Here is a 26,450-nt window from a genome sequence, read left to right as displayed (position 1 = left end):
TGGCGGAACGGACGGGGCTCGAACCCGCGACCCCCTGCGTGACAGGCAGGTATTCTAACCAACTGAACTACCGCTCCGCGCTTTGTTCCCCGTCGGGAACGAGGCGCATATTAATGGCAGCCTCATCCCTCGTCAACGCTTTTTGCAGGGGAATCTCTCGTTTGGCGGTTTTTTCAGCTTAACGACGCTTTTCCACGCAAAATCAGCGGCTTCAGGCGCGCCACAGGCAGCTGCCGCCCTTCTTTTGCACCAGATCGAGCCGGCTCTCATGCGCCATTATTTCTTCATCGCTGGCGCTAACCACGCGCAGGCCGGCGCCCGGACGAACGATGCGCTGTATATGCTCGCCTGCCACCTGATTGCTCTGCTCGCCTTCCATTGAAAACGCCAGCGAGGTCTGGCCGCCGGTCATGGTGAGGAACACTTCGGCCAGAATCTCGGCATCAAGCAAAGCGCCGTGCAGCGTACGTTTGCTGTTGTCGATCTCGAAACGGTTACACAGCGCATCCAGGCTGTTGCGCTTGCCCGGGAACATTTTACGCGCCATCGCCAGGCTATCGGTGATCTGACAGAAGGTTTCTGTCTTACCGATGTCGCGCTGCAGCATGGCAAATTCGTAATCCATAAAGCCGATGTCGAACGAAGCGTTATGGATCACCAGCTCCGCGCCGCGAATGTAATCGAGGAATTCGTCGGCGATTTGCGCAAAGGTCGGTTTATCGGCGAGGAATTCATCGGCAATACCGTGTACGCCGAACGCTTCCGGATCCACCAGCCGATCGGGCTTGAGATACATATGGAAGTTGTTGCCGGTCAGGCGACGGTTGATCACCTCAACCGCACCGATTTCAATGATGCGATGTCCTTCGTAATGCACCCCGATCATGTTCATGCCGGTGGTTTCGGTATCGAGGACGATCTGGCGGTTATTTGCAGTGCTCATAGGACTCGTTTTATGTCAGACTTGGCGTTTTGTCAGAAGGAAGTCTACCAGAGATGCGCAAACAGGTAGAAATATTCACCGATGGATCCTGCCTGGGCAATCCCGGTCCCGGCGGCTACGGCGCCATTCTTCGCTACCGCCAGCACGAGAAATTATTCAGCGCCGGCTATCGCCTTACTACCAATAATCGCATGGAGCTGATGGCGGCCATTGTGGCACTGGAAGCGCTGACCCAGCCGTGTGACGTGGTGCTCAGCACCGACAGCCAGTACGTGCGCCAGGGGATCACCAGCTGGATTCACAACTGGAAAAAGCGCGGCTGGAAAACCGCAGAAAAGAAGCCGGTGAAGAACGTTGATCTATGGCAGCGACTCGACGCGGCGCTCAGCACCCATCAGATTCAGTGGGAATGGGTAAAAGGCCATGCCGGTCATCCGGAGAACGAACGCTGCGATGAACTGGCACGTAGCGCTGCCGGCAATCCTTCCCTCGACGATATTGGCTATCAGGTTGAGTCCTGATCGCTGGCTTCACGAAACTGCCGCGTGGCATTGACCGCTGGCCGTAACTGGGTTTTGCCAGGCATCATCTTCACTTTGCCCGGCGTCAGCGGGAAGGTGCGCTTACGCGCAACCACGATATTCAGACAGCCCAGCGCCGGCAGGTGCGTGCTGATCATCTTGCCGCCCTGGCGGTGCCACGGCACCACCTGAAAGCGCGTACGATACACCACTTCATAGTTGAGTAAGCTCAGCCAGTCGAGCAGGCGCACCTGGCTGAACATCCGTCCGCTCCACGGTGCGCGGCGCTGTAATCCGGGCAGGCCTTTACTGATGCCCAGCAGGCTGAACGGATTGAAGCCGCTGATAATCATCCAGCCGTCATCAATCAGTACACGATCCACTTCGCGCAGGACGCGGTGCGGATCCTGGCTCCAGGCTAGCGTGTGTGCCAGCAGACAGGCATCAATCGATTTGGCTTCAAACGGCAACTGCGTTGCGCTGGCGATGACGTGCAGCCCATCGCCCTCATCGCCCACATTAACCTGATGCGATATGGCACACTGGCGGGTATTGATTTCTGCGCTGAGGCTGCCAATTTTAAGCATATGAAAGCCGTACAGCTTGCCGAGATACGGTTGCAGTTGCTGGGTTAACGCGTCGCGGAAATAGTCGCCCCAGGGCATATCCTGCCAGGAGCGCGGCGCAGTCAGGATTTGGCGTGTTTTCGCTGGCTTCATGCTCTACCATTTTCCTTTTTCTACGACCTGAGAGGTGTTTATGAATCTTACCAGTATTCCCGCGTTGCAGGATAACTACATCTGGACACTGAACGATGAGCAGGGACGCTGTCTGATCGTCGATCCGGGTGAAGCCCGGCCGGTGCTGGAAAAAATTCACGCCAATCACTGGCAGCCGCAGGCCATTCTGCTGACCCATCATCATCACGATCACGTGGGCGGCGTTAGCGAACTGCTGGAGCACTATCCACAACTTGAGGTTTATGGTCCGCAGGAGACCGCCGATAAAGGCGCGCGCACTATTCTCAGTGACGGTGATGAATTTACGCTGCTCGGGCTAAATTTCTGCGTCATCGCAACGCCTGGACACACTTTAGGACATATCTCATATTTCAGCTCACCTTATCTTTTCTGTGGCGATACGATGTTTTCGGGTGGCTGCGGACGACTGTTCGAAGGCACTGCGCAGCAAATGTTTGAGTCGTTTCAGTCGCTTAATCAACTCCCTGCCGATACGCTTATCTGCTGTGCGCATGAATACACTTTATCCAATATGAAGTTTGCTGCGGCTATTCTGCCTCAGGACCCGAAAATTTTGGCAAGGTATCAGCAAATTAAGGACTTACGCGCAGAAAATCGTATTACTTTGCCAACAAAACTGGCGCTGGAGCGTGAAATAAATTTATTCCTGCGTACGCAAGATCCTGATTTGCAAAAGGCTTTAGGCATTAATATGTCGTCGGCTCCGTTATGGCAGACTTTTGCCGATCTACGCGAGAAGAAAGACCGTTTTTGATATTTCTGGTTGTGTTGTGCCGGTCGCTAACGTATAGTTGCTCGTCTTTTAAGCGAACTATTGACACACACATGAAGGCTAAAGCGATATTACTCGCCTCGGTCTTGCTGGTTGGATGTCAGGCATCAAGGAATGACGCCAGTATCCCGGTACAGCATGCACAGAGTCTGTCTTCAGCTGGTCAAGGTGAAAATGGAAAGTACGGAGATCGCTTGTTGTCGCCGCGCTGGCAAGATGATGGAACCAGCCTCGCAGAAGACACTGATCTCTGGAATCACATTAGTGACGAGTTGAAGATGGGGATTCCGGAAAACCCGCGAATCCGCGAACAAAAAACAAAGTACTTAAAAAATAAGAGCTATCTCCACGATGTAACATTACGGGCAGAGCCGTACATGTACTGGATTGTCGAGCAGATACAGAAACGTAAAATGCCGATGGAACTGGTACTGCTACCCATAGTGGAGAGCGCTTTTGACCCACACGCAACCTCTTCTGCGAATGCCGCTGGCATCTGGCAGATCGTTGCGCAGACGGGCAAAAACTATGGTTTGAAACAGAACCAATGGTATGACGGACGCCGCGATGTGGTGGCCTCAACCAAAGTTGCGCTGGATATGATGCAGCGTCTGAACGGCATGTTTGACGGTGACTGGTTACTGACCATCGCCGCCTACAACAGCGGTGAAGGGCGTGTGCTGAAGGCGATGAAACAGAACAAGGCGCGCGGTAAGCCGACCGACTTCTGGCATTTATCGCTGCCACGCGAGACCACGGTTTACGTACCTAAAATGCTGGCCCTGAGTGATATTCTCAAGAACAGCAAGCGCTACGGTATTAAGCTGCCAACCGCCAATGAGAGCCGTGCACTGGCTCGCGTTGAAGTGGGACAGCAGATTGAACTGACGCAGGCCGCAGATATGGCCGGTATGTCGCTCAGCAAGCTGAAGACATTCAATGCCGGGTATAAAAACGGCACCACCGCGCCAAACGGACCGCACTATATTATGGTGCCAAAGTCCAACGTGGCTCAGCTGCGCAATTCACTGGCTTCCGGTGATATTGCGGCGGTACAGCCCGGCGAGCTGGCGAAAGTCAGCGCTGCAGGCAATAGCTATAAGGTCCGCAAAGGCGACACCTTATCGGGCATTGCCAGTAAGCTTGGCGTGAGCGTTAGTGCACTGAAGCAGCAGAATAACCTGCGCAGTGCGTCAGTACGCATCGGTCAGACACTGACCGTTGGCAGCAAAGCTGGCGCGTCGCAGCTGGCGGATAACGGCAACAGCATCACCTACCGTGTACGTAAGGGTGATTCTTTTGCCAGTATCGCCAAACGTCACGGTGTTAACACCAAAGACGTGATGCGCTGGAACAGTGACGCTAAAGACATTCAGCCCGGCGACAAGCTGACGCTGTTTGTGAAGAATAGCGCAACACCTGATACCTGATGCACCGAAAAGGCTGACTTTTGTCAGCCTTTTTCATTATTTACCTTTCCCTTTCCCGCAGTCAGACACACTTACGCGCAAACCTCATTATTATCGCCGCTGCGCCATGCCTTTAGCAGTCTGAAGTGGCTTATTGAGCAGAATGCGGCATCAGCGCTGTGAATCATTCGCCTTTGGCGCGCCGCGCCTGGCTTAACGTTTAGCCGCGCCGGGACTGAATTCAACCAGCAGAGGATTGTGGTCAGAGGCACGCGTCACCAGCACCGATGCTTCGCTGACTTTCATGTCGCGGTAAAAGACAAAATCCAGCGGGCGGCCGAAGGCTTTGCGTCGATGATCATCAGTAAAGTTTACTTCGCGCAGCGCCATCTCACGGGCAAAGCGGTAGAGCGCGTTCATACGCTGACGGCTCCAGGCATTGAAGTCGCCGGCCATGATCACCGGCCCGCGATGATGCTGGATTTGCTCGCCAATCGGCCCCAGCTGTTTGCTGTACACATCAACGCCGAGGCTGAAATTGACCGCATGAATGTTGACCACCATCAGCATTTCGCCGGTGGGAAGCGGATAGGCAGTGACCAGAGCGGATTTAGACAGCCTCAGTAGCGGCTCACGTTCACGCAGCGGACAGCAGTAGACCGGATGGGCAGAAGCCAGCGTCATGACGCCAGAGGGGTGTTGTGGCAGCACAAAGGCCGGTACCTGATCGGCCGCAAGATAATTGCTGGTGGCGAACTGCACCAGTTCCGGTGTGGTCTGCGCCTCCTGCAGCAGCACCAGATGGGCATCTTTACCGAAGCCCTGCAGTACTGACATCCAGTCTGCCCGCTGCTGTTTGAAGATATTCCACACCAGCACGCGCAGGGTTGGGTCGGCTGGCAGCGGTGCACCGGGCGGTAACGCCTGCCCAAGATGCAGCATCGCCCCTGGCGGAAAAATCCGCTCAGCAGGCTGACCTGCTACATACCGCATTGCATAAGTTTTTTTTCGCACTGTCCCGCCTGGCTGATTTTCGACTACAACTTCACCTGACTGTTATAGGGATTTTAGCGCGGGGTTTCAATTGCTGTTATTGATTGTCGGAATTCGCCTCACAGCCAGCAACGGCAACAGCCCGCCATGCGGCAGGCTGTTGTGTGGCTTATTCAATGATGGCTGCCGCGCGTGGCTTATCCAGCTGGCCGCTGAGGCGGACCAGCAGCAGAGCCGCAAACACGATGACGGCACCCACCCATGGCGTCTGCGCCAGACCGTAATGTTCCACGATGTGACCGCCGACGGTTGAACCCAGTGCGATGCCAATATTAAAGGCCGCGATATTCAGCCCTGACGCGACATCAACTGCGCCTGGCGCATAGTGTTCAGCCTTTTGCACCACGTAAACCTGCAGGCCAGGTACGTTAGCAAAGGCAAAGACGCCCATCACCAGCACCGTGAGCAGCGCGAGGTAATGCATGCTGGCGGTGAACTGGAATACCACTAACAGTATGGCCAGCGCGATAAAAATCAGCGTCAGCGCCGGTACCGCCCCGCGGCGATCGGCCAGCCTGCCGCCCCAGATATTCCCGATCGCCACTGCAATACCGTACCCCAGCAGCACGCCGCTGACGGCGGTCGGCGAGAAACCGGCCAGTGACTGCATCATCGGTGCCAGGAAGGTAAAGGTGGTAAAGATGCCACCGTAGCCCAGCGCGGTAATCGCGTAAATCAGCAGCAGACGCGGATTAATCATCACGGCGGCCTGCTGTGCCAGGGAGGTGGCAGGCGGCTGTGCGATGTTACGCGGTACCAGTATCATACTGCTGACCAGCGCAATCACGCCCAGCAGAGAGACCGCCAGAAAACTTTCACGCCAGCCAAAATGCTGACCAATCAGTGTGCCAAGCGGTACGCCGGTAACCAGCGCCACGGTTAAGCCGCCAAACATGATGGCTATCGCACTGGCAGCCTTCTCTTTGCTTACCAGGCTGGTGGCAATGGTTGAGCCGACGGAGAAGAAAACGCCGTGCGCCAGTCCGGTCAGCAGACGCGCCATCACCAGCGTTTCATAGTTGGGTGCCAGCCAGGCCACCAGATTACCGACGGTAAACAGCGCCATCAGACCCATCAGCAACTGCTTGCGCGGCAGCTTGCCGGTTAAGGCGGTGAGCACTGGCGCACCGACGGCTACGCCAAGCGCGTAGATGGATACCAGCATCCCGGCGGAAGGTAACGTAATGCTGAGCTGTTCAGCGATGGTCGGAATCAGCCCGACGATAACAAACTCGGTGGTTCCGATAGCGAAAGCGCTGATGGTCAGCGCCCAGAGTGCAAGTGGCATGGTTGACTCCCAATAATGTTTTGATGGGCGCCATTATCGACTCGTGCTTTAATAACAAAAAGAAGCAAAGTAACAATAAACTTTTGCCTGAGGAGGCATAATGAAGGCATCTTCAGAGGAGTTAAAAGTCTTTATCGCTGTGGTGGAAAGCGGCAGTTTTAGCCGTGCAGCGGAGCAGTTACAGATGGCCAATTCGGCGGTGAGCCGCACGGTGAAGAAGCTGGAGCACAAGCTTGGCGTGTCGCTGCTGACGCGTACCACCCGTCAGCTGGCGCTGACTTATGAAGGCGAACTCTATTTCCGGCGCGTGCAGAAGCTGATCCTTGAGATGGCAACGGCAGAGAATGAGCTGATTGAACGCCAGCAGGCGCCACAGGGCGTGCTGCGCATCGACGCGGCAACACCAGTGATCCTTAACCTGCTGATGCCGATGATTAAACCCTTTCGCGAGCGCTATCCGGCGGTCACGCTATCGCTAATCTCCTCTGAAAGCTTTATCAACCTGATCGATCGTAAAGTGGATGTCGCTATTCGTGCCGGGGATTTAACCGACTCTACGCTGCGTGCCCGGCTGCTGTTCACCAGCTATCGTAAAATGGTCGCTACGCCAGCTTATCTGGCGAAATATGGCACGCCGGCGTCGGTGGAGGCGCTGGCACAGCATCAGTGCCTCGGCTTTGTCGAGACGCCTCGTCTCAATCGCTGGCCCGTGTCGGCCAATGGCAGCGATCTGTATGAAATTGACGCGGCGATGTCATCGAACAGCGGAGAGACGATCAAGCAGCTGTGCCTGAACGATCAGGGTATCGCCTGCCTGTCGGACTTTATGGTGAATGCGGAAATTGCGGCGGGCACTTTTGTTGAGGTGCTGGCGCACCAGTCGGTACCTGTTGAGATGCCTTTTAATGCGGTGTATTACAGCGATTTAGGAGTGAGCCAGCGCGTGCGGGCCTTTATTGATTTTCTCAGCGAGTGGGTCAGAGATCAGCCCTGGCGCGTGCAGGGCTGATGCACGGGAGAATTAATCCCAGTCTGGTGCCAGGCCTTCCGGGCTGACCAGACGCTGCTGACGATCCAGCGCGGCGATCTGCGCCATGTCGTCCGCATCCAGTGTCAGATCCTGCGCCGCCATATTGCTGGCCAGGTTCTCACGTTTGGTTGAGGAGGGGATCACGGCATAACCCAGTGCCAGTGCCCACGCCAGGACGACCTGCGCGGGTGTGGCCTGATGTTTCTGCGCAATCTGCTTTATCACCTGTTCTTTTAACGCTTCGCCATATGCCAGCGTCATGTATGAAGTGATGTGAATGCCCTGCTGTTTCGCGAACTCCACGACCTGGCGATTTTGCAGGAACGGGTGCAGCTCAATCTGGTTGGTTGCAATGTTCTCTGCGCCCACAGCGGCAATAGCCTCTTTCATCAGGGCAATCGGGAAGTTAGAGATACCAATCTGACGCGTCAGTCCCGCCTCTTTCGCTGCCATCAATGCCTGCATGCTCTCTGTGACCGATACCGCTGCACCCGGCGATGGCCAGTGAATCAGCGTCAAATCGACATAGTCGGTACGCAGTTTCGCCAGGCTCTGCTGCAGGCTGGGGATCAGTTTGTCGGCGGCGAGATTCTCAATCCAGATTTTAGTGGTGATAAACAGCTCATCACGTGCCACGCCGCTTTCGGCAATAGCCTGACCTACGGCAGCTTCGTTTTCATAAATTTGTGCGGTATCGATAGTGCGATAACCGAGTTCCAGTGCGGTTTTCACTGAATGAATAACGACATCGTCCTGCAGACGAAATGTTCCTAAACCAAAAGCGGGGATTGTCATGTTTTCCTCATCATTGCGTTGAATGTTGCGATGAGGCGTATTGTGGCAGGATTATTGTTGCTGAAAAATCCGCTTATGAGCAGAGGAATTTTGCGTTTTACTCAACAATGGCAGGTTTTTAGCGGACATGAAAAAGCCCTGACTTTACAGTCAGGGCTTCTCAATTTAAGTGGCGGAACGGACGGGGCTCGAACCCGCGACCCCCTGCGTGACAGGCAGGTATTCTAACCAACTGAACTACCGCTCCACCGATTCTGTACTGATATCAGACCGTCGCTGATTTCAGGTATTTCGCCCTTTCCGCGTCACCGGGAAGGTCACGACCCGATTAGGGGTCTTAAATTGATGCCTGGCAGTTCCCTACTCTCGCATGGGGAGGCCCCACACTACCATCGGCGCTACGGCGTTTCACTTCTGAGTTCGGCATGGGGTCAGGTGGGACCACCGCGCTGTTGCCGCCAGGCAAATTCTTTGTGCGCGAAACGAATCTTTTTCACTGATGCCGCGTTGCCCGTCCTCGCGCTACTCAGTCACATACTTCTGTATGCTCCCTCGTACCGTCTCGTCCGGCGCCTTGCCTCAGCGCAAAATCTTTCGTTTCCGCTAATTTTTCCGTCACAAGCTGAAAATTCTTTCGGTCTCTCGGACCAAAACGCCTCTGGCGTTGTAAGGTTAAGCCTCACGGGTCATTAGTACCGGTTAGCTCAACGCATCGCTGCGCTTACACACCCGGCCTATCAACGTCGTCGTCTTCAACGTCCCTTCAGGACCCTCAAGGGGTCAGGGAGAACTCATCTCGGGGCAAGTTTCGTGCTTAGATGCTTTCAGCACTTATCTCTTCCGCACTTAGCTACCGGGCAGTGCCATTGGCATGACAACCCGAACACCAGCGGTGCGTTCACTCCGGTCCTCTCGTACTAGGAGCAACCCCCCTCAATTCTCCAGCGCCCACGGCAGATAGGGACCGAACTGTCTCACGACGTTCTAAACCCAGCTCGCGTACCACTTTAAACGGCGAACAGCCGTACCCTTGGGACCTACTTCAGCCCCAGGATGTGATGAGCCGACATCGAGGTGCCAAACACCGCCGTCGATATGAACTCTTGGGCGGTATCAGCCTGTTATCCCCGGAGTACCTTTTATCCGTTGAGCGATGGCCCTTCCATTCAGAACCACCGGATCACTATGACCTGCTTTCGCACCTGCTCGAGCCGTCACTCTCGCAGTCAAGCTGGCTTATGCCATTGCACTAACCTCCTGATGTCCGACCAGGATTAGCCAACCTTCGTGCTCCTCCGTTACGCTTTGGGAGGAGACCGCCCCAGTCAAACTACCCACCAGACACTGTCCGCAGCCCGGATTACGGGCCTACGTTAGAACATCAAACATTAAAGGGTGGTATTTCAAGGTTGGCTCCACGCAGACTGGCGTCCACGCTTCAAAGCCTCCCACCTATCCTACACATCAAGGCTCAATGTTCAGTGTCAAGCTATAGTAAAGGTTCACGGGGTCTTTCCGTCTTGCCGCGGGTACACTGCATCTTCACAGCGATTTCAATTTCACTGAGTCTCGGGTGGAGACAGCCTGGCCATCATTACGCCATTCGTGCAGGTCGGAACTTACCCGACAAGGAATTTCGCTACCTTAGGACCGTTATAGTTACGGCCGCCGTTTACCGGGGCTTCGATCAAGAGCTTCTCCTTGCGGATAACCCCATCAATTAACCTTCCGGCACCGGGCAGGCGTCACACCGTATACGTCCACTTTCGTGTTTGCACAGTGCTGTGTTTTTAATAAACAGTTGCAGCCAGCTGGTATCTTCGACTGGCCTCGGCTCCGGGAGCAAGTCCCTTCACCTACGCGCCAGCGTGCCTTCTCCCGAAGTTACGGCACCATTTTGCCTAGTTCCTTCACCCGAGTTCTCTCAAGCGCCTTGGTATTCTCTACCTGACCACCTGTGTCGGTTTGGGGTACGATTTCGTGTTACCTGGAGCTTAGAGGCTTTTCCTGGAAGCAGGGCATCAGTTACTTCACCGCCGTAGCGGCTCGTCATCACGCCTCAGTGTTAAAGAAGACCGGATTTGCCTGGTCTTCACACCTGCACGCTTAAACCGGGACAACCGTCGCCCGGATAACCTAGCCTTCTCCGTCCCCCCTTCGCAGTAACACCAAGTACAGGAATATTAACCTGTTTCCCATCGACTACGCTTTTCAGCCTCGCCTTAGGGGTCGACTCACCCTGCCCCGATTAACGTTGGACAGGAACCCTTGGTCTTCCGGCGAGCGGGCTTTTCACCCGCTTTATCGTTACTTATGTCAGCATTCGCACTTCTGATACCTCCAGCATGCCTCACAGCACACCTTCAGCGGCTTACAGAACGCTCCCCTACCCAACAACACATAGTGTCGCTGCCGCAGCTTCGGTGCATGGTTTAGCCCCGTTACATCTTCCGCGCAGGCCGACTCGACCAGTGAGCTATTACGCTTTCTTTAAATGATGGCTGCTTCTAAGCCAACATCCTGGCTGTCTGTGCCTTCCCACATCGTTTCCCACTTAACCATGACTTTGGGACCTTAGCTGGCGGTCTGGGTTGTTTCCCTCTTCACGACGGACGTTAGCACCCGCCGTGTGTCTCCCGTGATAACATTCTCCGGTATTCGCAGTTTGCATCGGGTTGGTAAGCCGGGATGGCCCCCTAGCCGAAACAGTGCTCTACCCCCGGAGATGAGTTCACGAGGCGCTACCTAAATAGCTTTCGGGGAGAACCAGCTATCTCCCGGTTTGATTGGCCTTTCACCCCCAGCCACAAGTCATCCGCTAATTTTTCAACATTAGTCGGTTCGGTCCTCCAGTTAGTGTTACCCAACCTTCAACCTGCCCATGGCTAGATCACCGGGTTTCGGGTCTATACCCTGCAACTTAACGCCCAATTAAGACTCGGTTTCCCTTCGGCTCCCCTATGCGGTTAACCTTGCTACAGAATATAAGTCGCTGACCCATTATACAAAAGGTACGCAGTCACACCCTGAAGGTGCTCCCACTGCTTGTACGTACACGGTTTCAGGTTCTGTTTCACTCCCCTCGCCGGGGTTCTTTTCGCCTTTCCCTCACGGTACTGGTTCACTATCGGTCAGTCAGGAGTATTTAGCCTTGGAGGATGGTCCCCCCATGTTCAGACAGGATACCACGTGTCCCGCCCTACTCGTCGGACTCACAACCTGTGCATCTTCGTGTACGGGGCTGTCACCCGGTATCGCGCGACTTTCCAGACGCTTCCACTGATGCACAAGCTGATTCAGGTCCTGGGCTGCTCCCCGTTCGCTCGCCGCTACTGGGGGAATCTCGGTTGATTTCTTTTCCTCGGGGTACTTAGATGTTTCAGTTCCCCCGGTTCGCCTCGTTTGACTATGTATTCATCAAACGATGATGCACAGAGTGCACCGGGTTTCCCCATTCGGACATCGACGGCTGTAGCGGTTCATATCACCTTACCGTCGCTTTTCGCAGATTAGCACGTCCTTCATCGCCTCTGACTGCCAGGGCATCCACCGTGTACGCTTAGTCGCTTAACCTCACAACCCACAGGCGTTTATCTGTCTTGCCGTAACGGCTGCGCGTAAAGAATGCGTCGTTGCGCGGTGCTCGCCATGCTCACGTACTTCAGTACGCTCCGCTGGCTGCGCGCCGGCGCGCCTTGCCTTCTTTACTGCTCGCTCGCTACTGCATCACAGTTGCTTGTAAGCTGTAAGCTTTTGAGAGACTCGAACACATCGTAAATTTCATTCTTATTACGGAGAATGAATACGACGCGTCGTTTCAAATTTTCAGCTTGTTCCGGATTGTTAAAGAGCAATATCTCAAACACGACGTTACCGTCAGTTTTGAGATATTCTGTGGAGACACCTTTCACCTGTCACCAAGCAGTGGCGTCCCCTAGGGGATTCGAACCCCTGTTGCCGCCGTGAAAGGGCGGAGTCCTAACCGCTAGACGAAGGGGACACAAAGTGTCACGACTTCGCAGCCGTCCTGCTCGTTACTTTTCTATCAGACAATCTGTGTGAGCACTTCGCGGGAAGGTATCTTCAGGTAAGGAGGTGATCCAACCGCAGGTTCCCCTACGGTTACCTTGTTACGACTTCACCCCAGTCATGAATCACAAAGTGGTAAGCGCCCTCCCGAAGGTTAAGCTACCTACTTCTTTTGCAACCCACTCCCATGGTGTGACGGGCGGTGTGTACAAGGCCCGGGAACGTATTCACCGTAGCATTCTGATCTACGATTACTAGCGATTCCGACTTCATGGAGTCGAGTTGCAGACTCCAATCCGGACTACGACGCACTTTATGAGGTCCGCTTGCTCTCGCGAGGTCGCTTCTCTTTGTATGCGCCATTGTAGCACGTGTGTAGCCCTGGCCGTAAGGGCCATGATGACTTGACGTCATCCCCACCTTCCTCCGGTTTATCACCGGCAGTCTCCTTTGAGTTCCCGGCCGAGCCGCTGGCAACAAAGGATAAGGGTTGCGCTCGTTGCGGGACTTAACCCAACATTTCACAACACGAGCTGACGACAGCCATGCAGCACCTGTCTCAGAGTTCCCGAAGGCACCAAAGCATCTCTGCTAAGTTCTCTGGATGTCAAGGCCAGGTAAGGTTCTTCGCGTTGCATCGAATTAAACCACATGCTCCACCGCTTGTGCGGGCCCCCGTCAATTCATTTGAGTTTTAACCTTGCGGCCGTACTCCCCAGGCGGTCGACTTAACGCGTTAGCTCCGGAAGCCACGCCTCAAGGGCACAACCTCCAAGTCGACATCGTTTACGGCGTGGACTACCAGGGTATCTAATCCTGTTTGCTCCCCACGCTTTCGCACCTGAGCGTCAGTCTTCGTCCAGGGGGCCGCCTTCGCCACCGGTATTCCTCCAGATCTCTACGCATTTCACCGCTACACCTGGAATTCTACCCCCCTCTACGAGACTCAAGCCTGCCAGTTTCAAATGCAGTTCCCAGGTTAAGCCCGGGGATTTCACATCTGACTTAACAGACCGCCTGCGTGCGCTTTACGCCCAGTAATTCCGATTAACGCTTGCACCCTCCGTATTACCGCGGCTGCTGGCACGGAGTTAGCCGGTGCTTCTTCTGCGGGTAACGTCAATCGGCGAGGTTATTAACCTCACCGCCTTCCTCCCCGCTGAAAGTACTTTACAACCCGAAGGCCTTCTTCATACACGCGGCATGGCTGCATCAGGCTTGCGCCCATTGTGCAATATTCCCCACTGCTGCCTCCCGTAGGAGTCTGGACCGTGTCTCAGTTCCAGTGTGGCTGGTCATCCTCTCAGACCAGCTAGGGATCGTCGCCTAGGTGAGCCATTACCCCACCTACTAGCTAATCCCATCTGGGCACATCCGATGGTGTGAGGCCCGAAGGTCCCCCACTTTGGTCTTGCGACGTTATGCGGTATTAGCTACCGTTTCCAGTAGTTATCCCCCTCCATCGGGCAGTTTCCCAGACATTACTCACCCGTCCGCCACTCGCCACCCAAAGAGCAAGCTCTTCTGTGCTGCCGTTCGACTTGCATGTGTTAGGCCTGCCGCCAGCGTTCAATCTGAGCCATGATCAAACTCTTCAATTTAAAGTTTGATTTGCTGCAACGAGTGCAGCGATGCTCTGTGAATTAAACTTCGTAATGAATTACGTGTTCACTCAGCAAAGACTTGATATTTTTTACGTCCGGAGACGCTGATATCAATCCTGCGAGTGCCCACACAGATTGTCTGATAAATTGTTAAAGAGCGGTGCGACGCGGCGTTCGGCCTGCTGTCGCGAGGTGGCGTATATTACGCTTTCCTCCTTCAGAGTCAAACACTTTTTTCAGCGTTTTTCTCCGGCGGGGTGAATCACTTCACGCCCTGCTGAGCCGCCTGCGTTGCCGCTTTGCCGCTTTGCCGCTTTGCCGCTTTGCCGCTTTGCCGCTTTGCCGTCTCAGTGGTGGCGCATTATAGGGCGAACTTATGGAAGCGCAAGTGCAAATTTCAACTTTTTTACTGTTCGCTTAAGATTTGTGCAGAAGGCCTGATTTCAGGCCTTTTTCATGCGCGCCGGCAGCTCTGCGAGACTATCAATCACCCAATCCGCAGCCGCTTCGCCTTCGGCGGTGACCGGCTTACCACTGCGCACCAGCACTTTGGTTCCCACACCTGCCGCCTTCGCTGCCAGCATATCTTCCAGCTTATCGCCCACCATATAAGAAGCCGCCATATCGATGTTCAGGTGTTTCTGTGCCGAAAGCAGCATGCCCGGTTGCGGCTTGCGGCAATCGCAAGTCTGGCGGTACTCCACGACCGTTGCATCAGGCAGATGCGGGCAGAAATAGATGCCGTCGAGATCGACATCGCGATCGGCCAGAGACCAGTCCATCCACTCGGTGAGTTGCATAAACTGATCTTCGGTAAACATGCCGCGCGCGATGCCAGACTGGTTGGTCACCAGCACCAGCGCGTAGCCCATCTTCTTTAACGCCTGCAGCGCTTCAATGGTGCCATCAATAAACTGAAAATTATCGATCTCATGAACATAGCCGTGATCGACATTCAGGGTGCCATCACGATCGAGAAAAATAGCCGGGACTGGGTTCGCCACGTAGAAACTCCTGCTGCAAATAGTGCCGCGCAGTATCGCATGATTGCGCATACCGTGAGAATGGCAGATTGAATGACTTTGATTGATTTAGCCGTCTGGATGCCTTACCATCCATCCAGATTTCGCCTGCCCCGGCGGCGCGAAAACCGATACACCACGGACAACGCAACACGATAACAATTAAACTAATGATTAAACTCGAAAATATCACCAAAGTGTTCCAGCAGGGTTCACGCACTATTCAGGCGTTGTCAAACGTTAGCCTGCACGTGCCTGCCGGACAAATTTATGGCGTCATCGGTTCATCCGGTGCCGGTAAAAGTACGCTCATCCGCTGCGTCAATCTGCTGGAGCGCCCGACATCCGGTCGCGTGCTGGTTGACGGTCAGGAGCTCACCGCGCTCTCTTCCGGGCAGTTAACGCTGGCGCGCCGCCAGATTGGCATGATCTTCCAGCACTTCAACCTGATGAACTCCCGCACCGTGTCGGGCAACGTTGCGCTGCCGCTTGAGCTGGGTAACCTGTCACGCGAAGCGATCAAAAAGCGCGTCAGCGAGCTGCTGGAGCTGGTCGGTCTGGCGGACAAACACGACAGCTGGCCGGCGAATCTGTCCGGCGGTCAGAAACAGCGCGTCGCGATTGCCCGTGCGCTGGCCAGCAATCCGAAGGTGCTGCTGTGTGATGAAGCCACCAGCGCGCTGGACCCGGCCACCACCCGCTCGATTCTGGAGCTGCTGAAAGACATCAACCGTCGTCTCGGCATCACTATTCTGCTGATTACTCACGAGATGGATGTGGTGAAACGCATCTGCGATCAGGTGGCGGTGATCAGCAACGGCGAACTGATTGAAAAAGACAGCGTCAGCGAAGTGTTCTCGCACCCGAAAACGCCCCTGGCCCAGCAGTTTATTCAGTCAACGCTGCATCTGGATATTCCGGATGATTACCAGCAGCGCATGCAGGCGAGCGCGGGCAGCGAGAGCGTGCCGCTGCTGCGGCTGGAGTTCACCGGTAAATCGGTGGATGCGCCGCTGCTGTCAGAAGCCGCGCGCCGTTTCAACGTCAATAACAACATTATCAGTGCCCAGATGGATTACGCCGGTGGCGTGAAGTTCGGCATCATGCTGGCCGAAATGGACGGCAGTGAAACAGATACACAAGCCGCTATTGCCTGGCTGAAAGAAAATCATGTGAAAGTAGAGGTGCTGGGTTATGTCTGAAGCGATGCTGTGGTTACTGACGCGTGGCGTCTGGGAAACGCTGATGATGACCTTCGTTTCTGGTTTCTTTGGCTTTGTGCTTGGCCTGCCGGTTGGCGTACTGTTGTACGTCACGCGTCCGGGGCAGATTCTGGCCAACACTGCGCTGTATCGCGTGCTGTCAGCCATCGTCAATATTTTCCGTTCTATTCCTTTCATTATCCTGCTGGTGTGGATGATTCCGTTTACCCGCGCCATCGTCGGCACTTCCATTGGTCTGCAGGCGGCCATCGTTCCGCTGACCGTAGGCGCGGCGCCGTTTATCGCCCGTATGGTGGAGAATGCGCTGCTTGAGTTGCCGACCGGACTGATTGAAGCCTCGCGCGCCATGGGTGCCACACCGCTGCAGATCGTGCGTAAAGTGCTGCTGCCGGAAGCGCTGCCAGGGCTGGTGAATGCCGCTACAATTACCCTGATTACGCTGGTGGGCTACTCCGCCATGGGTGGTGCTGTGGGCGCGGGCGGTCTGGGCCAGATTGGCTATCAGTATGGTTACATCGGCTATAACGCCACCGTGATGAATACCGTGCTGATTTTGCTGGTGGTGCTGGTGTATTTAATTCAGTTCTGTGGTGACCGCATCGTGCGTGCGGTGTCACATAAATAAGCAAACAACATCAATAGTCCTCTATTAAGGAAAGGATATGTCTTTCACATTTAAAAAGATTGCCGCTGTGGGCGCTCTGATTGGCGCGATTGCGCTGGCAGGATGCGATCAGAAAGAGAAAGATCCCAACCACATTAAAGTGGGTGTGATTGTCGGGGCTGAACAGCAGGTTGCGGAAACTGCCGTGAAAGTCGCGAAAGAGAAATACGGTCTCGATGTTGAACTGGTTACCTTTAACGATTACGTGCTGCCTAACGAAGCGCTGAGTAAAGGCGATATTGACGTTAACGCCTTCCAGCACAAGCCGTACCTCGATCAGCAGATCAAAGACCGCGGTTACAAACTGGTGCCGGTCGGCAACACCTTCGTTTATCCGATTGCCGGCTACTCGAAAAAAATCAAATCGCTGGATGAGCTGCAGAACGGTGCGCAGATCGCTATCCCGAACGATCCAACCAACCTCGGTCGTTCTCTGCTGCTGCTGCAGAAAGTGGGCCTGATTAAACTGAAAGATGGCGTGGGCCTGCTGCCAACCTCACTGGATATCACTGAGAATCCAAAGAACCTGAAGATTGTTGAGCTGGAAGCGCCACAGCTGCCACGTTCACTCGACGATCAGCAAATTGCGCTGGCGGTGATCAACACCACTTACGCCAGCCAGATTGGCCTGACCCCGGCGAAGGACGGCATCTTCGTAGAAGATAAAGACTCGCCGTACGTGAACCTGATCGTTAGCCGCGAAGACAACAAAGACGCGGAGAACGTGAAGAAGTTTGTTGAGGCTTATCAGTCAGACGAAGTGTCTGAAGCCGCCAACAAAATCTTCAACGGCGGCGCAGTGAAAGGCTGGTAATTATCCCTTTCATGCGGTGCAGGGCGGCTTCGGCCGCCCTTTCTATTTCAGCATGTGGCAGCTGACTTGTTATTTCTGGTCGTCCTTGTTTCAATAACGCCACTTTATATTACATGAGGATGTTGCCATGCGTTTTTTACCGCTCTGCTTGTTGGCATTGATGCTGACCGGGTGCGTGCGTGAATATCACCCAATAAGCAGTGCTCCGTCTCGCCCGCAGCAATCAACCAGCGAACCTCAGCGCAAACCGGCTGCGCGTCCGGCCCCGGTGAAGATCTATACCGATGCGACCGATCTGGTCAGCAATCCGTTCCGCGATCTGGGCGAAGTGTCGGGTGATGATTGCCAGAGCAGCACCCAGGACTCACCGCCGAACCTCAATACCGCGCGTAAACGCCTGCAGATTAAAGCGGCCGGCATGAAAGCCAACGCCGTGCTGCTGCACAAGTGTGAAATTGTCTCCAGCACGCCAGGCTGCTATCGCCAGGCGGTATGCCAGGGTTCCGCGCTGAAAGTCTCCAATCAATGAGTGAATTTGCCTTTGCGCAAATCGGCGTGATCCGTTCGCCGTGGAAAGAGAAATTTGCCGTACCGCGCCAGCCGGGTCTGGTGCAGGACGGCGGTGGCGAACTGCATCTGCTGGCGCCGTATAACCAGCCGGAAGCGGTGCGCGGACTGGAGGCATTCAGCCATTTGTGGGTGTTGTTCGTCTTTCACCAGACCATGGCCGGCGGCTGGCGCCCAACCGTACGCCCGCCGCGCCTCGGCGGTAATGCCCGCATGGGCGTATTTGCCACCCGCTCGACCTTTCGCCCCAATCCTATCGGCATGTCGCTGGTTGAGCTCAAAGGCATCCGCTGCGAGCAGCAACAGGTGATTCTGCAATTAGGCAGCCTCGATTTGGTGGACGGCACCCCTGTGGTGGATATCAAGCCATACCTGCCCTTCGCCGAAGCGCTGCCTGAGGCGCGCGCGGGTTTCGCTCAGAGCGCGCCCGACGCCAGCATGCCGGTGCGTTTCTCCGCGCAGGCGCAGCAGCAGTTGCAACAGCAGCAACGCCATTACCCGCAGCTGGCACGTTTTATCACTGAAGTGCTGGCGCAGGATCCGCGTCCGGCTTATCGCAAAGGTGAAAGCCCTGGCCGTGAATATGCCGCCTGGCTGCTCGACTTTAATGTGCGCTGGCGCATTGACGCGGCGGGAACCGAGGTGATCGCGCTCGATCCGCGCTAAAACAAGCTTTTGAGTGACGGATCTCGCTGGTACACTAGCCGCCAGCAAATTTTTTGTTCGTGTCCTTCCGTACAACTGGAATCGTAAATTAATGCGTACTACTCAATATCTGCTCTCCACCCTGAAGGAGACGCCTTCCGATGCTGAAGTGATCAGCCACCAGCTGATGCTGCGCGCCGGTATGATCCGCAAACTGGCTTCCGGTCTCTATACCTGGCTGCCGACCGGTATTCGCGTGCTGCGAAAAGTTGAAAACATCGTGCGCGAAGAGATGAACAACGCCGGTGCGATTGAGATCTCCATGCCGGTGGTTCAGCCAGCCGATCTGTGGGAAGAGAGCGGTCGCTGGGAGCAGTACGGCCCGGAGCTGCTGCGCATTAAAGACCGCCACGAACGTCCGTTTGTGCTGGGTCCGACCCATGAAGAAGTGGTCACCGACCTGATCCGCAACGAGCTGAGCTCCTATAAGCAGCTGCCGCTCAACGTTTATCAGATCCAGACCAAATTCCGTGATGAAGTACGCCCGCGTTTTGGCGTGATGCGTTCGCGCGAATTCATCATGAAGGATGCGTATTCGTTCCACACCTCGCAGGAGTCGCTGCAGGAAACTTACGATGCGATGTACCGCGCCTACAGCCAGAGCTTCAGCCGCATGGGGCTGGATTTCCGCGCCGTACAGGCCGATACCGGTTCGATTGGCGGCAGTGGCTCGCATGAGTTCCAGGTGCTGGCGAAGAGTGGTGAAGATGATGTGATCTTCTCCAGCGAGTCCGATTACGCGGCCAACATTGAGAAAGCCGAAGCGCTGGCTCCTGCCGGTGAGCGCCCGGCGGCAACGCAGGCGCTGACGCAGTTCGCCACGCCAGACGCGAAAACCATCGCCGAGCTGGTCGAACAGCACCAGATCCCGGTAGAAAAAACGGTGAAAACGCTGATCGTGAAAGCCAGCGAAGAGAGCGGTCATTCGCTGGTTGCGCTGCTGTTACGCGGCGACCACGAGCTCAACGAAATCAAAGCCGAGCATCTGGACATTGTGGCCGCGCCACTGGAAATGGGCAGCGAGGAAGAGATTCGCGCCGCCATCGGTGCCGGTTTTGGCTCTCTCGGTCCGGTCGGTCTGACCATCCCGGTGATTGCTGACCGCACCGTGGCAAAAATGAGTGACTTCGCGGCAGGCGCCAACATTGATGGCCAGCACTATGCCGGCATCAACTGGGGCCGCGATCTGCCAGAAGCACGCGTAGAAGATATTCGTAACGTGGTAGAAGGCGATCCGAGCCCGGATGGCAAAGGCGTGCTGATGATTAAGCGCGGCATTGAAGTTGGCCACATCTTCCAGCTCGGCACCAAATATTCGGACGCGATGAAAGCAGCGGTACAGGGTGAAGATGGTCGCAATCAGATCATGACCATGGGCTGCTACGGTATCGGTATCACCCGCGTCGTGGCGGCGGCTATCGAACAGAACCACGACGAGCGCGGGATTATCTGGCCAGCGGCGCTGGCACCGTTCGAAGTGGCGATTCTGCCGATGAACATGCACAAATCCTTCCGCGTGAAAGAGCTGGCGGAACAGCTGTACAACGAGCTGCGCGCCAAAGGCATCGATGTCATTCTTGACGATCGTAAAGAGCGTCCGGGCGTGATGTTCGCCGATATGGAACTGATTGGCGTACCGCACACTATTGTAATTGGCGATCGCAACCTGGATAACCAGGAGATCGAGTACAAAGCCCGCGCCGCCAGCGAGAAGCAGATGATTAAGCAGCACGACATCGTCGACTTCCTCAGCCGCGCACTCAACAAGTAATCCCCTGACGCCTCCTGCCGGAGGCGTTTTTTTTAGCGTAGCTTGCCGCGCAGCGCCTTCACATTGCTGCGTCGTGATTTACCTTCCAGCCGCCGCTCTCTGGACGCCCGCGTCGGGCGCGTCGCGCGGCGCACTTTCTCCACCGTCGTCAGCTCGCGTATCAGGTTGATCAGCCGCTGCAGCGCCGCTTCGCGGTTCATCTCCTGGCTGCGATACTCCTGCGCTTTGATAATCACCACGCCATCGGCGCTGATCAAATGGTGGTTCGCCTCCAGCAGCCGCTGTTTATAAAACGGCGGTAGCGACGAGGCGTGAATATCGAAGCGCAGATGGATAGCGGTCGACGTCTTATTGACGTGCTGGCCGCCCGCGCCCTGAGCGCGAATGGCACTGAGCTCCACTTCATTGTCCGCAATTGAAACACTACGTGACAGCACAATCATCTGCCACCTGCCGTTATCAGCGCGGTTGTATCCGGAAATAACCTGTTCATCAACTTAACCTTTTGTGCGCCGCCAGGCTGGCTGAGACCAGTGCTGGCTGTCACTTTTTGCCCTTTCTTTGCCACCTTCCCTGCGCCCCCTGGCTGATTTCCAGCGAACCCCTGTGATATAGTCGCATATCAACCAGAGTATTGATGCTCTGCTGAGGAGGTGTATGTGCAAAAGTATTGTGAGTTAGTTCGCCAGAAGTATGCCGGGATTGGCAGCGGCGACCTGGGGTATGTGCCAGACGCGATCGGATGCGCACTGAAAGCACTCAATGATATTGCCGCTAATTCTGCGCTAAACTCTTCTGTCAGGGAACAGGCAGCGTATGCCGCTGCAAACTTATTGGTGAGCGACTATGTTGACGAATGAAGCCTACAAACCCATCAACTGTGATGACTACGACAACCTCGAGCTCGCCTGTACCAAACACTGGACGCTGTCGCTGGAGCTCAAAAACGGCGACCAGCTGAAAGCGAAAGCCGTGGACATGGTCTCACGTAAAAACGTCGAGTATCTTGCGGTCGACCTCTCCGGTGAAACGCGCGAGCTGCGTCTCGACCACATCGCCAGCTTCAGCCATCCTGAGCTGGGCACCGTTATCGTCAGCGAAGACGAATAATCTCTCCCCGGGCGGGAAAGCTGTTCCCGCCCACCTCGCTTAAGGCTGCAGCGAAGCGTAGTAGGCCGCTAAATCATCCATATCCTGATCGCTCAACCCGGCCACAAAGGCTTTCATCACCTCTGCCTGACCGCCACTGCGCTCGCCTTTTTTGTAGGCCTGCAGCGAATGCAGCAGGTAGGGCGCATGCTGCCCGGCCAGATTAGGGTAAAGCGGCACCGCGCTCTTACCTTCCGCGCCATGGCACGCCATACAACTGGCGGCTTTCTGCGCGCCGGCCCTGACGTCGCCCTGCGCAAACGCCGGCAGCGCAGCAGCCAGTAGCGCCGCGACAATCCACTGTTTCATCATTGCTGTTCCTTTTTAGGGTGTTGACCAGATCGCCTGCCAGCCTTGCGTCTCGCCCGCCGCGCCTGCGCGGGTGACAAACAGCCCCGGCGCAGCAATCAGCGTCTGGTTGTAGTAAATCAACGGAATGCGTTCGCGCTGCCACGGCGGGACGCCCAGCTCCTGCCACAGTTTTTTCATTTCGCGACCACCAGCCCGGCCGACAACATGGTGATAGCCGTGGGCCTGAAAGCGCACAATAACCTGCTCATCCGCCGCCGGCTGGCGCAGTTCCGCCTGCGCCGGACTGGCGCGCAGTTCACCCAGCCCATCAGGCAAAATTAATGGCTGCGTCAGCGGCTGCCAGGTTAGCGAGTGCTGACTCAGTGAGTGCTGTCGCGGCAGCCAGTAAAGCCGTTCCCGGTAGCGCCGCAGTTCGTGCGCGCCAAAGCGCAAACATGGCTGCGCATCTTCACGGCTGTGCATCACCTCGTCGGTAATGCGCTGCAGCGCGTCGCGCGCGGGCATTGCACCACCGCGTTCGCCAATCCAGCGCCGCAGCAGCGCGTGCCGTCGCGCCTCGCTACAGGCCAGCAGCGGCGGAAAATGCAGCGCGCCCTGGGCATCGGTCAGCTGCGCCAGCTGCTCGCTGAGCAGCTCATCCAGCAGTTGCTCCTGCTCACCGCACAGCGCTGCGCTGCGGGCGCTGGCCGCGCTGAAGTGCGGCCAGCGCGCCTGCAGCAGCGGCAGCACGTCCTGGCGCAGGAAATTGCGATCGTAGCGACGGTCAGCGTTGCTCTCATCGTCAATCCAGTCCAGCTGGTGCCCGACAGCGTAAGCTTCAAGCTGCTGACGGCTGAGGTTGAGCAACGGGCGCAGATGCCAGTGGCCGTTAACCTGCCGCTGCTGCGGCATCGCCGCCAGACCAGCCGGACCGCTGCCGCGTTTCAGCGCCAGCAGCAGCGTTTCAGCCTGGTCATCGAGGTGCTGAGCAGTAAGTAAGTACTCACCGGGTTGCAGATGACTAAATAACGCCTGATAGCGCGCCGTGCGGGCTGCGGCTTCGATCCCGCCGGCGCGAGCATCCACCTGCACGCGCAGCACCTCGCAGGGAATGTGCCACTGCTGACACTGCTGCTGGCAGTGCGCCGCCCAGCGATCGGCGTTGGGGCTTAAACCATGATGCACGTGTAATGCGCGCACGCGCAGCTGCGGCTGCTGGCGTTGCCAGCTCACTAACTGATGCAGCAGGACGCTGGAATCGAGCCCGCCGCTGAATGCCAGCACGCAGCGGGCATCGGCTGGCAGCAGCGCAGCAAGATGAGAAAAGGACATGCACGCATTCCGTTGAGGTGAACCGCCGGATTGCGGCTCACTGCGCGCGCTATTTTACGCCTGATACAGCTCCAGCGGCAAACCATCCGGATCAGGGAAGAAGGTGCAGGCTTTACCGGTGAGAGCATCGATGCGGATCGGCTCGCACACCACGCCCTTGTCTGCCAGCGCGGCAACCGACTGTTCGACATCATCCACACAAAACGCCAGATGGCGCAGCCCGCACGCTTCCGGCCCGCTGACGCGCGGCGGCGGCGCAGGAAACGAGAACAGCTCAATGGTATAGACGCCATTAAGGCCAAGGTCGCCTTTCCATGAGTCGCGCTCAGCGCGATAGTATTCACCCAGTAGCTCAAAGCCCAGCACGTCGCAGTAAAACGCCTTACTGCGCTGATAATCGGTGGCAATAATGGCGATGTGGTGGATCTGTTTTATCTGCAGCATAGCGGCTCCGAAAGTATTCTGAGCCGCTTAGCCTACGTGCCCGGCGCGACGCTGAAAAGAGGCAATTATCTGAAGTTAGCGCACAGGCTCGTCGCGCAGCACGCGCACCAGATAGCGACCATCGTCGGTGAGCGTGGCACCGTGAATATCCGTTTCAAAGCCGGGATAGTGCCGCCCGATGGTACAGAGCATCAGCAGGAAATCCAGCACCGCCCGGCTCTGTTCGGTAATCATCTCGCCCGGCATCACCAGCGGCACGCCTGGCGGATAAGGCAGGATCATGTTGGCTGAAATCCGCCCGACCAGCTCGCGAATGTCCACGGTTTCCACCTGTCCCTGCACCTGCCGCTGAAACGCCTGGTGCGGCGTCATCTTCATCTCCGGCAGAACGTCAAATGCCCGCAGCATCAGACGCGGCAAATCGTGCTGCAGGATCAGCTGATGAATGCCCTGCGCCAGCGTCTGGATGCGCATATTACGGTAGAAGTCAGGATCTTCAGCATACAGATCCGGCAGCATGTTTTTTACCCGCAGGTTGAGATCGTAGGCGCGTTTGAACTCCGTCAGTCCGCGCAGCACGCTCATCGCTTTGGTTTTATCGATGCCAATGCTGAACAGGAACAGCAAATTGTACGGCCCGGTCTTTTCCACCACGATGCCACGCTGGTCGAGGAATTTCGCCACCAGCGCGGCCGGAATGCCCTCTTCCGCCATCTGGCCCAGTTCGCTCATGCCCGGCGTAAGTATGGTGACTTTGATGGGATCAAGGTACATATGATCGCGATCGGCGTGGGTAAAGCCGTGCCACGCCTCGTCGCCCGGCTGAATCGGCCAGCATTCGGCTTCATCCACCTGCTCCGGCTGCCAGATATCAAAGAACCAGCCGTCAGACTCTTCGCGCAGCCGCTGGATCTCGCGGCGAAAATGCAGCGCGCGCTCCACCGAGCGATTAATCAGCCGCCGGCCCGGATTACCGCGCAGCATCGCCGCCGCGGTCTCAATCGAAGAGACGATCGCGTAGCTCGGCGAGATGGTGGTGTGCATCATGTAGGCTTCGTTGAAGGTGTCGTGATCGTAATCGCCCTTGATGTGAATCAGCGACGCCTGTGAGAACGCCGCCAGCAGTTTGTGGGTCGACTGGGTTTCATAGATCACCTTGCCGGGAATGCGCTCGCCGCTCATGCCGCTTTTGCCGCTGTAGATGGGATGAAAATTGGTGTACGGCACCCAGGCGGAATCGAAATGGATGGACGGCACGTCCAGCGTCTGTTTGATGTATTGCGTGTTATACAGCAGACCGTCGTAGGTTGAGTTGGTGATCACCGCATGCACCGGCCAGCTGGCGCGCGGGGTCGCGTTAACTTTCTGCTGGATGCTGTCGCGGGTGAATTCGCGTTTAGGGATGCCACCCAGGATGCCCAGCGCGTTACGCGTCGGTTTGAGCCAGATGGGGATGATGTCGCTCATCATCAGCAGATGCGTCAGCGATTTGTGGCAGTTGCGGTCAATCAGTACCGTGCTGCCGGCCGGTGCGGCGTACATTCCGACGATTTTATTTGAAGTCGACGTGCCGTTGGTGACCATATAGCTCTGTTCAGCGCCAAAGGTACGCGCCACATACTCTTCTGCTTCGAGGTGCGGACCGGTGTGATCGAGCAGCGAGCCCAGTTCGGTGACCGAGATCGATACATCCGCTTTCAGCGTGTTGGCGCCGAAGAAATCATAGAACAGGCTGCCGACCGGGCTTTTCTGAAACGCTGTGCCGCCCATGTGGCCCGGCGTGCAGAAGGTGTATTTCCCCTCTTTAACGTAGGTGAACAGCGCTTTGGTCAGCGGCGGCATAATTTTGTCGATGTACTCATCGGTGTACTGCCGGATATGCAGTGCGATATCGTCAGCGGCGTTGAGCGCGTATTCGAAGAAGTGCAGCGCCATGCGCATTTCATTAATGCTGACATCCATCTGCGAATGGGTGTTGATGAAGGCATACAGCGGCAGCGATTCGTTGAGCTGATTGATGTCGCTGCATAGCGCCAGGCTGTAGTCGTCCCAGTCAAATATCACTCCGCAGACGCGCGGGTTGTGTTCGATCAGTTTCAGCAGGTCGCTGGCATTGTTGGGATAAACGGTCTGGAAACCCTGCAGCTTCAGCGCCGCGTCCAGTTCACGAATCGGTTCATCTTTGTAGAACGCGCCGTGCGGTCCCATGATCGCAATAATATTCAATGCTCACCTCCTGTGGTGTTGTGGCACGGAATAAGGA

General features: G+C 56.1%; 22 protein-coding genes, 3 tRNA genes, 3 rRNA genes and 1 pseudogene. 12 read left to right on the top strand and 17 right to left on the bottom strand.

Features of this window, described 5'->3' with window-relative positions:
• A tRNA-Asp gene (locus KOL70_RS16285) sits at positions 1-77 on the bottom strand.
• A gap of 134 nt (positions 78-211) precedes the next feature.
• On the bottom strand, positions 212-943 hold the full coding sequence (gene dnaQ / locus KOL70_RS16280) for a DNA polymerase III subunit epsilon (RefSeq protein WP_058776026.1): 732 nt from the start codon (positions 941-943) through the stop codon (positions 212-214).
• Here dnaQ and rnhA point away from each other — a divergent pair.
• Positions 897-1,464, top strand: a pseudogene (rnhA, locus tag KOL70_RS16275) (ribonuclease HI). The gene dnaQ and the pseudogene rnhA sit on opposite strands and share 47 nt — an antisense overlap.
• Here rnhA and KOL70_RS16270 read toward each other — a convergent pair.
• Positions 1,449-2,183, bottom strand: a complete 735-nt coding sequence (locus KOL70_RS16270; protein WP_021507307.1) for a class I SAM-dependent methyltransferase — start codon at positions 2,181-2,183, stop codon at positions 1,449-1,451. The pseudogene rnhA and the gene KOL70_RS16270 sit on opposite strands and share 16 nt — an antisense overlap.
• A gap of 40 nt (positions 2,184-2,223) precedes the next feature.
• On the opposite strand from KOL70_RS16270, the gene gloB reads away from it, so the two are divergent.
• Entirely contained in the window at positions 2,224-2,979 is a 756-nt protein-coding gene (gene gloB, locus KOL70_RS16265; RefSeq protein ID WP_215480917.1) for a hydroxyacylglutathione hydrolase, read from the top strand.
• Positions 2,980-3,050: 71 nt separating this feature from the next.
• Positions 3,051-4,427, top strand: a complete 1,377-nt coding sequence (mltD, locus tag KOL70_RS16260) for a murein transglycosylase D (protein ID WP_031279674.1) — start codon at positions 3,051-3,053, stop codon at positions 4,425-4,427.
• Between the two features lie 192 nt (positions 4,428-4,619).
• Here the strand turns inward: mltD and KOL70_RS16255 are convergent, their stop codons facing one another.
• A complete protein-coding gene (locus tag KOL70_RS16255) occupies positions 4,620-5,420 on the bottom strand; it encodes an endonuclease/exonuclease/phosphatase family protein (protein ID WP_031279675.1) in 801 nt (266 codons plus the stop codon).
• A gap of 148 nt (positions 5,421-5,568) precedes the next feature.
• The gene (locus KOL70_RS16250) at positions 5,569-6,747 is read right to left on the bottom strand and encodes an MFS transporter (RefSeq protein WP_125310438.1); all 1,179 of its coding nucleotides are present in this window, start codon (positions 6,745-6,747) and stop codon (positions 5,569-5,571) included.
• Positions 6,748-6,847: 100 nt separating this feature from the next.
• Between KOL70_RS16250 and yafC the strand changes: the two genes are divergently transcribed.
• Positions 6,848-7,756, top strand: coding sequence for a DNA-binding transcriptional regulator YafC (gene yafC, locus KOL70_RS16245; RefSeq protein ID WP_215480916.1), 909 nt, complete (start codon positions 6,848-6,850; stop codon positions 7,754-7,756).
• Positions 7,757-7,768: 12 nt separating this feature from the next.
• Here the strand turns inward: yafC and dkgB are convergent, their stop codons facing one another.
• From dkgB to gmhB, 7 genes are all read right to left on the bottom strand, one after another.
• Entirely contained in the window at positions 7,769-8,572 is an 804-nt protein-coding gene (gene dkgB / locus KOL70_RS16240) for a 2,5-didehydrogluconate reductase DkgB (RefSeq protein WP_215480915.1), read from the bottom strand.
• 170 nt (positions 8,573-8,742) lie between these two features.
• Positions 8,743-8,819 (bottom strand) — tRNA-Asp (locus KOL70_RS16235).
• A gap of 100 nt (positions 8,820-8,919) precedes the next feature.
• Positions 8,920-9,035: ribosomal RNA gene (gene rrf, locus KOL70_RS16230) — 5S ribosomal RNA — on the bottom strand.
• Between the two features lie 205 nt (positions 9,036-9,240).
• A 23S ribosomal RNA gene (locus tag KOL70_RS16225) occupies positions 9,241-12,145 on the bottom strand.
• A 352-nt stretch (positions 12,146-12,497) separates the two neighbouring features.
• Positions 12,498-12,572 (bottom strand) — tRNA-Glu (locus KOL70_RS16220).
• An 88-nt stretch (positions 12,573-12,660) separates the two neighbouring features.
• Positions 12,661-14,202 (bottom strand): 16S ribosomal RNA (locus tag KOL70_RS16215).
• The 16S, 23S and 5S rRNA genes sit together here with 2 tRNA genes alongside, the layout of an rRNA operon.
• A gap of 446 nt (positions 14,203-14,648) precedes the next feature.
• The gene (gene gmhB, locus KOL70_RS16210; protein WP_021507462.1) at positions 14,649-15,209 is read right to left on the bottom strand and encodes a D-glycero-beta-D-manno-heptose 1,7-bisphosphate 7-phosphatase; all 561 of its coding nucleotides are present in this window, start codon (positions 15,207-15,209) and stop codon (positions 14,649-14,651) included.
• A gap of 188 nt (positions 15,210-15,397) precedes the next feature.
• Here gmhB and metN point away from each other — a divergent pair, with 188 nt between their 5' ends.
• From metN to proS, 6 genes are all read left to right on the top strand, one after another.
• Positions 15,398-16,429, top strand: a complete 1,032-nt coding sequence (gene metN / locus KOL70_RS16205; protein ID WP_127833709.1) for a methionine ABC transporter ATP-binding protein MetN — start codon at positions 15,398-15,400, stop codon at positions 16,427-16,429.
• The gene (locus KOL70_RS16200; protein ID WP_021507464.1) at positions 16,422-17,075 is read left to right on the top strand and encodes a methionine ABC transporter permease MetI; all 654 of its coding nucleotides are present in this window, start codon (positions 16,422-16,424) and stop codon (positions 17,073-17,075) included. The genes metN and KOL70_RS16200 overlap by 8 nt, the downstream gene beginning before the upstream one ends.
• A gap of 37 nt (positions 17,076-17,112) precedes the next feature.
• Positions 17,113-17,928, top strand: coding sequence for a MetQ/NlpA family lipoprotein (locus tag KOL70_RS16195; RefSeq protein ID WP_021507465.1), 816 nt, complete (start codon positions 17,113-17,115; stop codon positions 17,926-17,928).
• A gap of 127 nt (positions 17,929-18,055) precedes the next feature.
• Positions 18,056-18,457, top strand: coding sequence for an Rcs stress response system protein RcsF (gene rcsF, locus KOL70_RS16190; protein WP_021507466.1), 402 nt, complete (start codon positions 18,056-18,058; stop codon positions 18,455-18,457).
• Positions 18,454-19,161, top strand: coding sequence for a tRNA (N6-threonylcarbamoyladenosine(37)-N6)-methyltransferase TrmO (gene tsaA, locus KOL70_RS16185; RefSeq protein ID WP_058774790.1), 708 nt, complete (start codon positions 18,454-18,456; stop codon positions 19,159-19,161). Before rcsF ends, tsaA begins: the two co-directional genes overlap by 4 nt.
• A 91-nt stretch (positions 19,162-19,252) precedes the next feature.
• A complete protein-coding gene (gene proS, locus KOL70_RS16180; RefSeq protein ID WP_215480914.1) occupies positions 19,253-20,971 on the top strand; it encodes a proline--tRNA ligase in 1,719 nt (572 codons plus the stop codon).
• Between the two features lie 32 nt (positions 20,972-21,003).
• Here the strand turns inward: proS and arfB are convergent, their stop codons facing one another.
• Positions 21,004-21,414, bottom strand: coding sequence for an alternative ribosome rescue aminoacyl-tRNA hydrolase ArfB (gene arfB, locus KOL70_RS16175; protein ID WP_021507469.1), 411 nt, complete (start codon positions 21,412-21,414; stop codon positions 21,004-21,006).
• A 216-nt stretch (positions 21,415-21,630) separates the two neighbouring features.
• Between arfB and KOL70_RS16170 the strand changes: the two genes are divergently transcribed.
• Positions 21,631-21,831: a YaeP family protein gene (locus tag KOL70_RS16170; RefSeq protein ID WP_021507470.1), complete on the top strand. Its 201-nt coding sequence runs from the start codon at positions 21,631-21,633 to the stop codon at positions 21,829-21,831.
• Entirely contained in the window at positions 21,818-22,081 is a 264-nt protein-coding gene (rof, locus tag KOL70_RS16165) for a Rho-binding antiterminator (protein ID WP_021507471.1), read from the top strand. The genes KOL70_RS16170 and rof overlap by 14 nt, the downstream gene beginning before the upstream one ends.
• 39 nt (positions 22,082-22,120) lie before the next feature.
• On the opposite strand, the gene KOL70_RS16160 is transcribed toward rof, so the two are convergent.
• The 4 genes from KOL70_RS16160 to KOL70_RS16145 form a co-directional block, all read right to left on the bottom strand.
• Entirely contained in the window at positions 22,121-22,429 is a 309-nt protein-coding gene (locus tag KOL70_RS16160) for a cytochrome c (protein WP_058780481.1), read from the bottom strand.
• 15 nt (positions 22,430-22,444) lie between these two features.
• Positions 22,445-23,743, bottom strand: coding sequence for a tRNA lysidine(34) synthetase TilS (gene tilS / locus KOL70_RS16155; RefSeq protein WP_215480913.1), 1,299 nt, complete (start codon positions 23,741-23,743; stop codon positions 22,445-22,447).
• 54 nt (positions 23,744-23,797) lie between these two features.
• Positions 23,798-24,187 carry a VOC family protein gene (locus KOL70_RS16150; RefSeq protein WP_088516619.1) on the bottom strand — a complete coding sequence of 130 codons (390 nt, stop codon included), beginning with the start codon at positions 24,185-24,187 and terminating at the stop codon, positions 23,798-23,800.
• A gap of 75 nt (positions 24,188-24,262) precedes the next feature.
• Positions 24,263-26,413 (bottom strand): lysine decarboxylase LdcC, encoded by a 2,151-nt coding sequence (locus tag KOL70_RS16145; protein ID WP_215480912.1) that lies wholly within the window; start codon positions 26,411-26,413, stop codon positions 24,263-24,265.
• Positions 26,414-26,450: the final 37 nt, after the last annotated feature.

The organism is Pantoea sp. B270 (genome assembly GCF_018726825.1).
Lineage (GTDB): Bacteria > Pseudomonadota > Gammaproteobacteria > Enterobacterales > Enterobacteriaceae > Pantoea > Pantoea dispersa.
Note: the sequence above shows the minus strand (reverse complement) of the source record. Positions and strands in the feature narration are given on the sequence as shown.

Coding starts and splice junctions, on each gene's coding strand:
- dnaQ (WP_058776026.1), bottom strand. CDS start 943: ATGAGCACTGCAAATAACCGCCAGATCGTCCTCGATACCGAAACCACC.
- KOL70_RS16270 (WP_021507307.1), bottom strand. CDS start 2,183: ATGAAGCCAGCGAAAACACGCCAAATCCTGACTGCGCCGCGCTCCTGG.
- gloB (WP_215480917.1), top strand. CDS start 2,224: ATGAATCTTACCAGTATTCCCGCGTTGCAGGATAACTACATCTGGACA.
- mltD (WP_031279674.1), top strand. CDS start 3,051: ATGAAGGCTAAAGCGATATTACTCGCCTCGGTCTTGCTGGTTGGATGT.
- KOL70_RS16250 (WP_125310438.1), bottom strand. CDS start 6,747: ATGCCACTTGCACTCTGGGCGCTGACCATCAGCGCTTTCGCTATCGGA.
- yafC (WP_215480916.1), top strand. CDS start 6,848: ATGAAGGCATCTTCAGAGGAGTTAAAAGTCTTTATCGCTGTGGTGGAA.
- dkgB (WP_215480915.1), bottom strand. CDS start 8,572: ATGACAATCCCCGCTTTTGGTTTAGGAACATTTCGTCTGCAGGACGAT.
- metN (WP_127833709.1), top strand. CDS start 15,398: ATGATTAAACTCGAAAATATCACCAAAGTGTTCCAGCAGGGTTCACGC.
- KOL70_RS16200 (WP_021507464.1), top strand. CDS start 16,422: ATGTCTGAAGCGATGCTGTGGTTACTGACGCGTGGCGTCTGGGAAACG.
- KOL70_RS16195 (WP_021507465.1), top strand. CDS start 17,113: ATGTCTTTCACATTTAAAAAGATTGCCGCTGTGGGCGCTCTGATTGGC.
- rcsF (WP_021507466.1), top strand. CDS start 18,056: ATGCGTTTTTTACCGCTCTGCTTGTTGGCATTGATGCTGACCGGGTGC.
- tsaA (WP_058774790.1), top strand. CDS start 18,454: ATGAGTGAATTTGCCTTTGCGCAAATCGGCGTGATCCGTTCGCCGTGG.
- proS (WP_215480914.1), top strand. CDS start 19,253: ATGCGTACTACTCAATATCTGCTCTCCACCCTGAAGGAGACGCCTTCC.
- arfB (WP_021507469.1), bottom strand. CDS start 21,414: ATGATTGTGCTGTCACGTAGTGTTTCAATTGCGGACAATGAAGTGGAG.
- rof (WP_021507471.1), top strand. CDS start 21,818: ATGTTGACGAATGAAGCCTACAAACCCATCAACTGTGATGACTACGAC.
- KOL70_RS16160 (WP_058780481.1), bottom strand. CDS start 22,429: ATGAAACAGTGGATTGTCGCGGCGCTACTGGCTGCTGCGCTGCCGGCG.
- tilS (WP_215480913.1), bottom strand. CDS start 23,743: ATGTCCTTTTCTCATCTTGCTGCGCTGCTGCCAGCCGATGCCCGCTGC.
- KOL70_RS16150 (WP_088516619.1), bottom strand. CDS start 24,187: ATGCTGCAGATAAAACAGATCCACCACATCGCCATTATTGCCACCGAT.